This is a genomic window from Streptomyces sp. NPDC041940 (assembly GCF_055589465.1).
On the sequence record NZ_JBVJBP010000042.1, the window covers coordinates 1 to 15,126 of the forward strand.

Here is a 15,126-nt window from a genome sequence, read left to right on the forward strand (position 1 = left end):
CGGCCGGTGCCGGTGGGTGTGGTGGGGGAGTTGTATGTGGCGGGTGCGGGTCTGGCGCGGGGTTATCTGAATCGTGCGGGGCTGACGTCGGAGCGGTTTGTCGCGTGCCCGTTCGGTGCGGTGGGTGGGCGGATGTACCGGACGGGGGACCGTGCGCGCTGGACGGCTGAGGGGCGGCTGGTGTTCGAGGGCCGTGCGGATGATCAGGTTCAGTTGCGTGGTTTCCGGGTGGAGTTGGGCGAGGTGGAGGGGGTGTTGTCGCGTCATGGTGCGGTGAGGGATGTGGCGGTGGTGGTGCGTGATGAGCGGTTGGTTGCGTATGTGGTGGGGGAGGTTGCGGGCGCGGATGTGAGGGGGTTCGCGGCTGCCCGGTTGCCGGAGTACATGGTGCCGTCGGCGGTGGTGGTGCTGGATGCGTTGCCGTTGACGGTGAACGGGAAGCTGGATCGCAGGGCGTTGCCGGCTCCCGAGTTCATGGCGGGTGGGGGTCGTGGTCCGGTGTCGGTGCAGGAGGAGATCCTGTGCCAGGTGTTCGCGGAGGTTCTGGGCCTGCCCGCGGTGGGTGTGGACGACGACTTCTTCGCGTTGGGTGGGCATTCCCTGCTGGCGGTGTCGCTGGTGGAGCAGTTGCGCGGTCGGGGTGTGTCCGTCTCCGTGCGCGCTCTGTTCCAGACGCCGACACCCGCGGGCCTGGCGGCGGCCGCTGGGCCGGCCGAGGTGACGGTGCCGCCCAGTCTGATTCCGCAGGATGCTGAACGCATTACTGCGGACATGTTGCCGCTGGTGGATCTGGACGAGTCCGAGTTGGCGCACATTGTCGGGCAGATACCGGGTGGCGCCGCGAACATCGCTGATGTGTATCCCTTGGCGCCTTTGCAGGAGGGGTTGTTCTTCCATCATCTGTTGCAGGCGGACGGTGGTGCGGATGCGTATGTGGTGCCGCGGGTGCTGCGGTTCGATTCGCGGGAGCGTCTGGATGCGTTCCTTGCTGCTCTTCAGCGGGTGGTGGACCGGCACGACATCTATCGCACGGCGATCGTGTGGGAGCGGTTGCGTGAGCCGGTCCAGGTCGTGGTCCGCCGGGCGGAACTGCCCGTAGTGTCCGTGGAGTTGACCGCTGACGGACCGGCCGCGGTGGAGCAGTTGACTGCGGCGGCCGGGTCGAGCATGGATATCGGCCGTGCCCCGTTGATCGATGTGCACACCGCCGCGCAGCCGGGGGTGGACGGTGGCTGGCTGGCGTTGCTGCGGATGCATCATCTGGTCCAGGACCACACCACGCAGGATGTCCTGCTGGACGAGATGGGCGCGTTCCTGTCGGGGCGGGAGGACGCTCTGCCCGAGCCGTTGCCGTTCCGGAATTTCGTCGCGCAGGCGCGGCTGGGCGTGACGCGCGATGAGCATGAGCGGTACTTCGCCGGTCTGCTGGGGGATGTGGAGGAGACCACTGCCCCGTACGGTCTGCTGGACGTGCACGGTGACGGCAGCGGTGTCGTGCGTTCTCACCTGCGGGTTGATGAGGAGGTCGGCCGACGGGTGCGGGATGTGGCCCGGTCGCTCGGTGTGAGTCCGGCCAGCGTGTTCCATCTGGCCTGGGCGAGGGTGCTGGCCACGGTCAGCGGACGCGACGATGTCGTGTTCGGCACGGTGTTGTTCGGGCGGATGAATGCGGGTGTGGGTGCGGACCGGGTGCCGGGGCTGTTCATCAACACGCTGCCGGTGCGGGTTCGTGTCGACGCGGTGGGCGTGGGCAGCGCGCTGGAGGGCGTACGCAACCAGCTGGCGGAACTGCTGGTGCACGAGCACGCTCCGCTGACGCTGGCGCAGCAGGCCAGCGGGATCCCGAACGGCAGTCCGCTGTTCACCTCACTGTTCAACTACCGCCACGGCCGACGCCCGCAGACGGATCCCGGCTCGGACACCGACAGTGCGCCGCAGGGCATCAGCACCGTCTCGATGCGTGAGGTGACGAACTACCCGGTGGCTGTGTCGGTCGATGACCTGGAGTCCAGGTTCGGGTTGACCGTGGACGCGGTGGGCCCGGTGGACGGGCAGGCGGTGTGCCGGCTGCTGCACACCTGCCTCGACAACCTCGTGACCGCGCTGGAGGACGACCCCAACAGCTCCCTGGCGGCGGTGGACATCCTCGACCAGAGTGAACAGAACCGACTCCTCCAAGACTGGAACAACACCACTACGCAGACCCAAGGGGCCACACTGCCCGAGTTGTTCGCGGCGCAGGTGGCGCGTACGCCGGACTCCGCAGCAGTGGTCGTAGGAGACGCACGGCTCTCCTACGCGGAGCTGGACGCGCGTGCGAACCGGTTGGCGCGGCTGTTGGTGGCCACCGGGGTCGGCCCCGAGAAGTCGGTGGGTCTGGCGCTGTCACGTTCGGCCGACCTGGTCGTCTCGGTCTTGGCGGTACTCAAAGCGGGCGCGGCCTACCTGCCGATCGATACCGACTACCCGGCGGACCGTATCGCCTTCATGGCCGACGACGCGGAGCTCGCCTGCGTGATCACGACCTCCGCCACCACTCCCGACCTGACGGTGCCATGCATCGTGCTGGACGATCCGGGCAGTGAGGGCCGGCTGGCCGACCTGTCCGATCAGGACCTCACGGACGCCGACCGCGCCTGTCGTCTCAGCCCGGATCACCCCGCCTACGTCATCTACACCTCCGGTTCCACAGGGCGCCCCAAGGGTGTGGTGATCACTCATCGGAGCGCAGTCGGCTATCTCGAATGGTGCAGTGAGAACTACGAGGGCCTGCGCGGAGTGGCGGGCCTTCACTCCTCGGTCGCGTTCGACCTGACGGTGACGTCGCTGCTCGGCCCGCTGATGGTCGGTGGATGCGTGCGCGTGGTCGGACTGACCGAGGGCACGGATGTACGCGAGGCGTTGTCGGGTGACACGAGGGTCACCTTCCTGAAGGTGACCCCGAGCCACCTCGCCCTGCTGGGCGAGGTGGCGCAGGACCACCAACTGTCCGGCGACCTGGTGGTGGGCGGGGAGGCACTGCCTGTCGAGGTCGTCCGGCGATGGCGTCTCGGCAACCCGGCTGCCACGGTGGTCAACGAGTACGGACCGACCGAAGCGACCGTCGGGTGCATTACCTACTCCGTCCGTCCCACGCACGCCCTGCCCGTCGGCGGGACCGATGATTTCCCTGCGGACAGCGGCATGCCGATCGGCGCACCGATCGCGAACACGCGCGCTTACGTGGTGGATGGTGCGTTGCGGCCGGTGCCGGTGGGTGTGGCGGGGGAGTTGTATGTGGCGGGTGCGGGTCTGGCGCGGGGGTATGTGGGTCGTCCGGGGTTGACGGGTGAGCGGTTTGTCGCGTGTCCGTTCGGTCCGGCTGGTGAGCGGATGTATCGGACGGGGGATGTGGTGCGGTGGTCGGTTGGGGGCCGGCTGGAGTATCTGGGGCGTGCGGATGAGCAGGTGAAGGTCCGTGGGTTCCGCATCGAGCCCGGTGAGGTCGAGGCGGTGCTGGCCGCCCATCCCCAGGTCACACAGACAGCGGTGATCGCTCGTGAGGATGTTCCCGGGGACAGGCGTCTGGTGGCGTATGTGGTGGGGGACGCTGCGGAGTCCGAGCTGCGTGACCTTGTGGGTGAGCGGTTGCCGCAGTACATGGTGCCGTCGGCGGTCGTCGTCCTTGATGCGTTGCCGTTGACGGTGAACGGCAAGCTGGACCGTAAGGCGTTGCCTGTTCCGGAGTATGTGAGTGGTGGGGGTCGTGGTCCGGTCACGGTGCAGGAGGAGATTCTGTGCCAGGCGTTCGCGCAGGTCCTCGGCTTGGACCGGGTGGGTGTCGAGGACGACTTCTTTGCGTTGGGTGGGCATTCGCTGCTGGCGACGCGTTTGGTGAGTCGGGTGCGTGCGGTGCTGGGTGTGGAGGTGGCGCTGCGGACGTTGTTCGAGGCGTCGACGCCGGCGGGGCTCGCGGCCAGGCTGGGCCAGGCCGAAGTGGCGCGTCCGGCGTTGGTGGCGCAGGCTCGTCCGCAGCGGGTGCCGTTGTCGTACGCGCAGCGCAGGCTGTGGTTCATCAGCCAACTGGAAGGCCCGAGCGCGACCTACAACCAGCCAGTGGTGCTGCGGCTGTCGGGTGAGTTGGACCGAGTGGCGCTCGATGAAGCGCTGCGGGACGTCGTCGGACGTCATGAGGTGCTGCGGACGGTGTTCGCGGTCGCCGACGGTGAGCCGTATCAGCGGATCCTGCCGGTCGAGGAGACCGGGTTCGCACTCACGATCACCGATGTGAGCGCGGAGGAGCTGGGTGAGGCGGTGGCCGAGGCGGCAGGTTACGCCTTCGATCTAAGTTCCGAGATCCCGTTGCGGGCGTGGTTATTCGCTACGGGACCGGATGAGCACGTGCTCGTGGTGGCGGTGCATCACATTGCCAGTGATGGGTGGTCGTCTGCTCCTTTGGAGCGTGATCTGACGTCTGCGTATGCGGCGCGGTGTGAGGGTCGGGCGCCGGTGTGGGGATCGTTGCCGGTGCAGTACGCGGATTATGCGTTGTGGCAGCGGGAGTTGCTCGGTGAGGAGAGTGACCCTGGGAGTGTGCTGTCGCGTCAGGTGGGGTTTTGGCGTGAGGTGCTGGCCGGGGCTCCGGAGGAGTTGGCGTTGCCGTATGACCGGTCGCGTCCGGTGGTTGCTTCGCATGAGGGGCATGCGGTGGGGCTGCAGGTGCCGGCTGGGGTGCATGCGCGGTTGCGTGAGGTGGCGCGTGAGCGTGGTGTGACGGTGTTCATGGTGCTGCAGGCCGCGTTGGCGGTGACGTTGTCGCGGCTGGGTGGGGGCACGGACATCCCGATCGGCTCGGCGATCGCGGGTCGTACGGATGAGGCGTTGGACGAGCTGGTGGGTTGTTTTGTGAACACGCTGGTGATCCGTACGGATCTGTCGGGTGATCCGACGTTCGCGCGGGTGTTGGAGCGGGTGAGGGAGACGAGTCTGGCCGCGTTCGGGCATCAGGATGTGCCGTTCGAGCGGTTGGTGGAGGAGTTGGCGCCGGCTCGTTCGGCGGCTCGGCATCCGTTGTTCCAGGTCATTTTGACGATGCAGGACACGGTGTCGGCGGCGGGTGTGGGTGGGGTGGCTCCGGGGGTGTCGGGTCTGCGGGGCAGTGCGTTGCCGTTGGGGCGGGTGGGGGCGAAGTTCGATGTGTCGGTGCTGGTGGGTGAGCGGTTCGGTCCGGATGGTGCTCCGGCGGGTATCGGTGGGGTGGTGACGGGGGCGGCTGACCTGTTCGAGCCCGGCACGGTCGCCCGGATGGCGGGCGCACTGAACCTGCTGCTGTCCCAGGTCGTCCAGGACCCCTCGACACAGGTGAGTGCAGCCGACGTTCTCCTGCCGGACGAGCGCCATCGTGTGCTGGTGGAGTGGAACGACACCGGTCTGGCGATGGCGGGGTCGTCGGTGCTGGGGTTGTTCGAGGCTCAGGCGGGTCGTACTCCGGGCGCAGTGGCGGTGGTGCAGGGGGATGAGTCGGTGTCGTTCGCGGAGTTGGAGGTGCGAGCGAATCGGCTGGCGCACTATCTGCGGGCTCAGGGCGTGGGCACGGAGTCCGTGGTGGGGCTGTGTCTGCCGCGGGGTGTGGAGACTCTCGTCGGGATGCTGGGGGTGTGGAAGGCGGGGGCGGCCTACGTCCCGGTGGATGTGGGTCAGCCGGCGGAGCGGGTGGCGTTCGTACTGCGGGACAGTGGCGCGGTCCTGACGCTGACCACGGAGGAGATCCTCGAAGACCTCCCCGTGGGACGGCATCGCATGGTCGCCATCGACGACACGTTGACGGCGATGCAGATGGCATCGGTCCCGTCCACCCCGCCGGGGGCGGAGCTCCTGCCGGATCAGGTGGCGTATGTCGTCTATACGTCGGGTTCGACGGGGCGTGCGAAGGGTGTGGCGGTCACCCACGGGGGCCTGGCGAACTACGTCGCCTCGGTGCCCGAGCGGGTCGGCTTCGGCAGCCCTGGCCGGTATGCGGTGCTTCAGGGCCAGGCCACCGACCTGGCGAACACGACCGTCTTCGCGAGTCTGACCGGCGGAGGTGAACTGCACTTCATCGACGAGGAGTTGGTCACCGACCCGGTCGCGGTCGCGGCCTATCTGGTCGAGCGGCGGATTGATTTCCTGAAGGCGGTGCCGTCGCATGTGGCGGCGTTGGGTGCGGCGTCGGTGGCGTCGGTGCGGTCGCTGGTCCTGGGTGGTGAGGCGGCCTCCGCCGATCTGGTGAGCGAGCTCCTGGAAACCGCCGGCGCAGAGCGCGTGGTGTTCAACCACTACGGGCCGACCGAGACCACAGTCGGTGTCACGACCACCCAGTTGACGGTGGAGCAGGCGGCTTCCGGGGTGGTCCCGGTGGGCTCCCCGGTGGCCAATACGCAGGCCTATGTGCTGGACGCTGGTCTGAAGCCGGTGCCGGTGGGTGTGGTGGGCGAGCTGTATGTGGCCGGTGCGCAGGTAGCGCGCGGGTACGTCGGTCGGCCTGGGCTGACGTCGGATCGGTTCGTGGCCTGCCCGTTCGGTCCGGCCGGTGAGCGGATGTATCGCACGGGGGACCGTGTTCGCTGGTCGGCCGATGGGCGGCTGGTGTTCGTGGGGCGTGCGGATGAGCAGGTGAAGATCCGTGGGTTCCGGGTGGAGCCCGGCGAGGTCCAGGCGGTCGTGGCCGCGCACCCGCTGGTCCTCCAGGCCGCGGTGGTCGCTCGTGAGGACGCCCCGGGTGATGTCCGTCTGGTCGCCTACGTCGTCACCGAGGACACCGATGGTGTCGAACTGTCCGACACAGTGCGGCAATTCGCGGCGGCACGACTGCCGGACCACATGATTCCCGCAGCTGTTCTGGTCCTCGACGCGCTTCCGCTGACCGGCAACGGGAAGCTGGACCGCAAGGCGTTGCCGGCCCCGGACTACGGTGCGGCGGCGACGGCCGGTACGGGGCGTGCGCCTGCGACGGTGCAGGAAGAGATCCTCTGCCAGGCCTACGCCCAGGTCCTGGGCCTGCCCACGGTCGGCGTGGACGACGACTTCTTCACGCTGGGCGGCCACTCCCTGCTGGCCGTCTCACTGGTCGAGCAGCTTCGCGGCCGGGGTGTGTCCGTGTCCGTGCGGGCCCTGTTCCAGACGCCGACACCCGCGGGCCTGGCGGCGGCCGCTGGGCCGGCCGAGGTGACGGTGCCGCCCAGCCTGATTCCGCATGATGCTGAGCGCATCACTCCGGACATGCTGCCGCTGATCGATCTGTCGGAAGGGGAGATCGAGCGGATCGTCGCGGTCGTCGAGGGTGGCGCCGCCAACGTCGCCGATGTGTATCCCTTGGCTCCTCTGCAGGAAGGTCTGTTCTTCCACCACCTGTTGCAGGCGGACGGCGGTGCGGATGTGTACGCGGCGCCGAGAGCCATGGAGTTCGACTCGCGAGAGCGTCTGGACTCGTTCCTCCGCGCGTTGCAGCGGGTGGTGGACCGGCACGACATCTACCGCACCGCGATCCTGTGGGAGCAGTTGCGTGAGCCGGTCCAGGTGGTGGTCCGCCGGGCCGAACTGCCCGTCCATGAGGTCCCTCTCGACCCGCAAGGCACCGATGCGGTACAGCAGTTGATCGCGGCAGCCGGTCCCCGCATGGATATCGGGCGCGCGCCGCTGATCGACGTGCACACGGCCGCGCGGCCGGATGGTCGGTGGCTGGCGTCGTTGCGCATGCATCACCTGGTCCAGGACCACACAGGCCAGGATGTCCTGCTACATGAGCTGAGAGCTTTCCTGTCGGGGCGCGAGGATTCCCTGCCCGAGCCGGTGCCCTTCCGGAACTTCGTCGCGCAGGCACGGCTGGGTGTGAGCCGTGAGGAGCATGAGCGGTACTTCGCCGGTCTGCTGGGAGACGTGGAGGAGACCACCGCCCCGTACGGTCTGCTGGACGTGCATGGTGACGGCAGCGGCGTGGTGCGCTCTCGCCTGGGCGTTGACGACGAGGTCGGCCGGCGGGTCCGCGACGTCGCCCGGTCACTCGGCGTGAGCCCGGCCACCGTGTTCCACCTGGCCTGGGCGAGGGTGCTGGCCACGGTCAGCGGACGCGACGATGTCGTCTTCGGCACGGTGCTGTTCGGGCGGATGAACGCCGGAACCGGCGCGGACCGGGTACCGGGTCTTTTCATCAACACGCTGCCGGTGCGGGTCCGTGTCGACGCGGTCGGGGTGGGCAGCGCGCTGGAGGGTGTGCGCAACCAGCTGGCGGAGCTGCTGGTGCACGAGCATGCTCCGCTGACGCTGGCGCAGCAGGCGAGCGGGATTCCGAACGGCAGTCCGCTGTTCACCTCACTGTTCAACTACCGGCACGGCCGACGCCCGCAGGAGGCCCCCGGTCCGGGTGCCGACACCTCGTCCAAGGGCATCAGCACGGTGTACACCCGGGACGCCACCAACTACCCGGTGGCTGTGTCGGTGGACGACCAGGAGTCCAGGTTCGGGCTGACCGTGGACGCGGTGAGCCCGGTCGACGGGCAGGCGGTGTGCCGACTGCTGCACACCTGCCTGGACAACCTGGTGACCGCGCTGGAGCACGACCCGGACAGCCCGCTGTCAGCAATGGAGATCCTCGACACGGCTGAGAGGGATCGGCTGCTGGCGGACTGGAACGACACGGCGGTGGAGGCCGGCGTGTCAATGGTGCCGGCACTGTTCGAGTCTCAGGTGGGTCGTACTCCGGGCGCAGTGGCGGTGGTCCAGGACGGTGTGGAGGTGTCGTTCGCGGAGTTGGAGGTGCGGGCGAATCGGCTGGCGCACTATCTGCGGGCTCAGGGCGTGGGCGCGGAGTCGGTGGTGGGTCTGTGTCTGCCGCGTGGCGTGGAGATGATCGCGGCGATCTTGGGTGTGTGGAAGGCGGGGGCGGCATATGTGCCGGTGGATTCCGGGATGCCGACCGAGCGAATCGCGTTTGTGCTGGCGGACAGTGGTGCGGCGCTGACGCTGACCACGGGCGAGATGCTGGAGGATGTGCCGGCGGGTGGCCATCGGCTGGTCGCGGTGGACACGCTGACGTCGATGCGGCTGCCGGCGGAACCGGAATCGTTGGCGGAGCCGACGCGGCCGTTGCCGGGCCAGATCGCGTATGTGATCTATACGTCCGGGTCGACGGGGCTACCCAAAGGCGTGGCGGTGACGCATGGGGGGCTGGCGAACTATGTGACCACTGTGCCCGGGCAGATCGGGTTGGACGGGCCTGGCCGCTACGCGGTGTTGCAGGCTCAGACAACCGACTCGGGAAACACCTTGGTGTTCGCCAGTCTGATCACAGGCGGCGAGCTGCACATCCTGGACGAGGACGCCGTGACCGATGCGGTGGCGGTGAGCGGGTATCTCGCTGAGCACCGCATCGACTACCTCAAGGCGGTGCCCTCGCATCTCGCGGCGCTTGCGGCCGGGCCTGATGGTGCGGCCGGGGTGCTGCCGAGCAAGGCGCTGGTGCTGGGCGGTGAGGCGGCCTCGCCGGAACTGGTGGCCGGCTTGCTGGCGACGGCCGGCGAGCAGGGGGTGTTCAACCACTATGGCCCGACCGAGGCGACCATCGCCGTGGCGACGGCGCGGCTGTCTCCGGACTCGATCGGCTCGGGTGCGGTGCCGGTGGGGAAGCCGGTGGCCAATACGCGGCTGTATGCCTTGGACGCTCGTCTGAAGCCGGTGCCGGTGGGCGTGGCGGGCGAGCTGTATATCGCCGGTGCGCAGGTGGCGCGTGGCTATGTGGGCCGGCCCGACCTGACCAGCGAGCGTTTTGTGGCCTGCCCATACGGTGGTACTGGCGAGCGGATGTATCGGACCGGGGACCTGGCTCGCTGGACCGGTGATGGTCAGTTGGTGTTCGCCGGTCGAGTCGACGAGCAGGTGAAGATCCGTGGATTCCGGATCGAGCCCGGGGAGATCGAGGCGGTGCTGGCCACGCATCCGCAGGTGGCTCAGGCTGCGGTGATCGCAAGGGAGGACACCCCCGGGGACAAGCACCTGGTCGCCTACGTGGTCCCGGCCGACCGCGGGAACGACGCCACATCCGGTACCACGGCGGATGCCCTGTCGCATTCCCTGCGTACGTGGGTGCTCGGTCAGCTTCCGGGCTACATGGTGCCTTCGGCCGTGGTGGCTGTGGACGCGCTGCCGCTGACGGTGAACGGCAAGCTGGACCGCAAGGCACTGCCCGCCCCCGGATACACGGCAGGCGGAGGGCGTGGCCCGGCCACGCCACAGGAGGAGATTCTCTGCCGGGCGTTCGCCCGCGTGCTCGGCCTGGACCAGGTCGGAGTCGATGACGACTTCTTCGCCCTCGGCGGACATTCACTGCTCGCGACCAGGTTGAGCAGCGAGATCAGAGAGGAACTGGGGGCGGAACTGCCGATCCGGGCGGTCTTCGGCACCCCTACGCCGGCCGGGCTCGCGGTCTGGCTCGCACAGCAAAGTGACAGCCGTCGGAAAGCTAGGCCCGCGCTGCGGCCGATGCGCAGCCAGGAGGAGTCCTGATGATCCCGCTTTCGTTCGCCCAGCGTCGTTTGTGGTTCCTGGCACAGCTGGAGGGGCCGAGCACGACATACACGAACCCCACAGTGCTGCGCTTCTCCGAGGCGCTCGACCGCGTAGCACTGGAATCGGCGCTGCGGGATGTGCTGCAACGGCACGAGGTGCTGCGGACCGTGTTCCCCGCGCCCGACGGTGAGCCGTACCAGCGCATCCTGCCGGTCGACGAGACCGGGTTCGAACTGGTCGTCGCGGAAGTGGCTCCGGAGCAGCTGACGGAGACCGTGGATCGCGCTGCGCGACACGCGTTCGACCTGGCTACGGAGATCCCACTGCGGGCCAGCCTGTTCGCAGCGGGCCGGGACGAGCACGTGCTCGTCCTGTTGGTGCATCACATCGCGTGGGACGGCTGGTCGGCCGGCCCGATGGCACGTGATCTGTCGGTGGCGTACGCGGCGCGACGCGAGGGCCGTGCGCCCGAGTGGGAACCTCTGCCGGTGCAGTACGCCGACTACGCCATGTGGCAGCGGGAGTTGCTCGGTGACGAGGACGACCCGGAGAGCGTGCTGTCACAGCAGGTCGAGTACTGGCGTGAGGCCCTGACGGGAGTTCCCGAGGAACTGCCGCTGCCGACCGACCGACCGCGACCGGCAGTACCGACCTACCGCGGTCACCAGGCTGAGCTGGAGATCCCGGCCGTGGTGCACGAGCGACTCGTCGCCATGGCGCGTGACCGGGGCATGAGCCTCTTCATGGTGCTCCAGGCGGCGCTCGCGGTGACGCTGTCCCGGCTCGGTGCCGGTACGGACATCCCCGTCGGTTCAGCCATCGCGGGACGCACCGACAAGGCCCTGCACGATCTGGTCGGGTTCTTCGTCAACACGCTGGTCATACGCACCGACCTCTCTGGCGATCCGACATTCGCCGAGGTGCTGGAACGGGTCCGGGAGACGAGTTTCGGCGCGTTCGAGCACCAGGACGTGCCCTTCGAGCGGCTCGTGGAGGAACTGGCGCCGGCCCGCTCCCTCGCGCGGCACCCCCTCTTCCAGGTCATGCTCACGCTGCAGAACGCCGGTCCGGCGAAGCTCGACCTGTCCGGTCTCAAGGCCTCCCGCATGAGCGCGGGAACTGCCGCGGCGAAGATCGACCTGGAGGTCACCGCTGCCGAGACCTTCGGTGCCGGGGGTGCGCCGGCCGGTGTGCGTGGCGTGGTGACGGTGGCGGCCGACGTGTTCGACCAGAAGACGGCCGACCAGATCGCGCGCCGCTGGGTCAGAGTGCTGTCGGCTGTGGTTGCTGACCCGTCGACGCGGATGAGCTCGGTGGAGATCCTCGATGCCGACGAGCGCCGGAAGGTGCTGGTGGACTGGAATGACACGGGGGTCGCGAGTTCCGGATCGACCTTGCCCGAATTGTTCGCGGCGCAGGTGGCGCGTACGCCTGACGCTGTGGCCGTGGTGGTGGGGGATGTTGAGCTGTCTTATGCGGAGTTGGACGCTCGGGCGAGTCGGTTGGCACGGTTGTTGGTGAGTGAGGGAGTCGGCCCCGAGAAGTCCGTGGGGCTGGCGTTGTCGCGTTCGGCTGAGTTGGTCGTTTCGGTCCTGGCGGTGCTGAAAGCGGGTGCGGCCTATGTGCCGATCGATATCGATTATCCGGCGGACCGCATTGGGTTCATGGTCGGTGACGCTGGTCTAGCCTGCGTGATCACCGACTTCGGCACAGCCGTTCCCGAGGTGTCGGTGCCGTGCATGGTGCTGGGCGATCCTGGCATCGAGGACCGGCTGGCGGGCCTGTCCGGTGAGGACCTGACGGATGCGGACCGCAATTGTTCTCTGAGTCCGGATCACCCGGCGTACGTCATTTACACGTCCGGTTCCACCGGGCGTCCGAAGGGCGTGGTCATTTCTCATCGGAACGCGGTCGGTTATCTCGAGTGGTGTGGTGAGAATTATGAGGGTTTGCGTGGGGTGGCGGGTCTTCATTCGTCGGTGGCGTTCGACCTGACGGTGACGTCGTTGCTTGGTCCGCTGATGGTCGGCGGATGTGTGCGTGTGGTGGGGTTGACCGAAGGCGCGGATGTGCGCGAGGCGTTGTCGGGTGAGATGGGTTGCACCTTCTTGAAGGTGACTCCCAGCCATCTGGCTCTGCTGGGGGACCTGGCGCAGGATCATCAGCTGCCGGGTGATCTGGTGGTGGGCGGGGAGGCACTGCCTGTCGAGGTGGTTCGACGCTGGCGTGGCGCGAACCCTGCTGCCTCGGTGGTGAATGAGTACGGGCCGACCGAGGCGACCGTTGGGTGTGTCACGTATTCCATCGGTCCCACCGATGTCCTGCCCGTCGGCGGGACCGGTGATCGTGCTGCGGACAGCGGCATGCCGATCGGCGCACCGATCGCGAATACTCAGGCGTATGTGCTGGATGGTGCGTTGCGGCCGGTGCCGGTGGGTGTGGCGGGGGAGTTGTATGTGGCGGGTGCGGGTGTGGCGCGGGGGTATGTGGGTCGTCCGGGGCTGACGGGTGAGCGGTTCGTCGCGTGTCCGTTCGGTCCGGCCGGTGAGCGGATGTATCGGACGGGGGACCGTGTTCGCTGGTCGGCTGATGGGCGGCTGGAGTATCTGGGGCGTGTGGATGAGCAGGTGAAGGTCCGGGGGTTCCGGATCGAGCCGGGTGAGATTGAGGCGGTGCTGGCCGCGCATCCTCGGGTGGCGCAGGTGGCCGTGGTCGCTCGTGAGGACGTTCCTGGGGACAGGCGTCTGGTGGCGTATGTGGTGGGGGATGCTGCGGAGTCCGAGCTGCGTGACCTTGTGGGTGAGCGGTTGCCGCAGTACATGGTGCCGTCGGCGGTCGTGGCGCTGGATGCGTTGCCGTTGACGGTGAACGGCAAGCTGGACCGCAAGGCGCTGCCTGTTCCGGAGTATGTGAGTGGTGGGGGTCGTGGTCCGGTCACGGTGCAGGAGGAGATTCTGTGCCAGGCGTTCGCCCAGGTCCTCGGCTTGGACCGGGTGGGTGTCGAGGACGACTTCTTCGCGTTGGGTGGGCATTCGCTGCTGGCGACGCGTTTGGTGAGTCGGGTGCGTGCGGTGCTGGGTGTGGAGGTGGCGCTGCGGACGTTGTTCGAGGCGTCGACGCCGGCGGGGCTTGCGGCGAGGCTGGGTCAGGCTGAGGTAGCGCGTCCGGCGTTGGTGGCGGGGGTACGTCCGCAGCGGGTTCCGTTGTCGTATGCGCAGCGCCGGCTGTGGTTCCTCGGTCAGCTGGAGGGTCCGAGCGCGACCTACAACATCCCGATCGGGGTGCGGCTGACCGGGGCACTGGACCGGCGAGCCCTGGAAGAAGCCTTCCGCGATGTGCTGGAGCGTCATGAGGTGCTGCGGACGGTGTTCGCGGTCGCCGACGGTGAGCCGTACCAGCGGATCCTCTCGGTCGAGGAGAGTGGCTTCGCGCTGACGGTTGCCGACGTCGCTGCGGAGGAGCTGGGCGGGGTTGTGGCGGAGGCGGCGCGGTATGCCTTCGATCTGGGCGCGGAAATCCCCTTGCGGGCGCGGCTGTTCTCGGTGGGTCCGGATGAGCATGTGCTGTCGGTGGTGGTGCATCACATCGCGGGTGATGGTTGGTCGATGGGGCCATTGGCACGGGATGTGTCGGTGGCGTATGCGGCGCGGTGTGAGGGTCGGGTGCCGGGGTGGGAGCCGTTGCCGGTGCAGTACGCGGACTATGTGTTGTGGCAGCGGGAGATGTTCGGGTCCGAGGATGATCCGGAGAGTGTCCTGTCGCGGCAGGTGGAGTTCTGGCGTGAGGCGCTGACCGGTGCTCCGGAAGAGCTGGCGCTGCCGTTCGACCGCACACGCCCTGCTGTGGCATCACATCGAGGCGGCAAGGTGCGCTTCGAGCTGCCCGCCCATGTGCATGAGGGACTCACCAGGCTGGCACGCGAGTCCGGGGCGAGCCTGTTCATGGTCGTGCAGGCGGCGTACGCGGCGTTGCTCACGCGGCTGGGTGCGGGGACCGATGTGCCGATCGGTTCACCGATCGCCGGCCGGACGGACCAGTCGCTGGATGATCTGGTCGGCATGTTCGTCAACATGCTGGTCCTGCGTACCGACACTTCGGGAAACCCCTCTTTCCGCGAGCTCATCGAGAGGGTCAAGGAGAATGACCTGGCCGCGTACGCGCACCAGGACGTTCCGTTCGAACGGCTGGTAGAGGCGCTCAACCCGGCCCGTTCCATGGCGCGGCACCCGCTTTTCCAGGTCGTGCTGAGCTTCCAGAACAACCGTGAGGCCAAGCTCGAGATGGCCGGCCTCCGGGGTTCTGCTGAACGCGCACAGTCCACCACGGCCAAGTACGACCTTGCGCTCTACATGGAGGAGCGGGAGGAAGGCATTGCCGGCGCGCTCGAGTATGCCCTCGATGTTTTTGATGCGGGGTCGGCTGAGCGTTTGGTGGGTTGGTTCGGGCGTTTGTTGGAGGGTTTGGTGGCGGATCCTGATGTGCGGGTGGGGGGTGTGGAGTTTCTTGGTGAGGGTGAGCGTGGGGTGGTTTTGGGTTGGGCTGGTGTGGGTGGGGAGTTGGCGGGTGGGGTGTCGGTGGTGGAGTTGTTTGAGGCTCAGGTGGTGCGTG

1 protein-coding gene and 1 pseudogene are annotated in these 15,126 nt (G+C 68.0%); both read left to right on the plus strand.

Annotated features, from left to right (window positions below):
• A pseudogene (locus ACZ6I3_RS39130) lies at positions 1–10,447 on the plus strand (non-ribosomal peptide synthetase); the annotation flags it as partial.
• Between the two features lie 67 nt (positions 10,448–10,514).
• The coding region (locus tag ACZ6I3_RS39135; RefSeq protein ID WP_469421096.1) for an amino acid adenylation domain-containing protein at positions 10,515–15,126 on the plus strand (4,612 nt) is incomplete at its 3' end.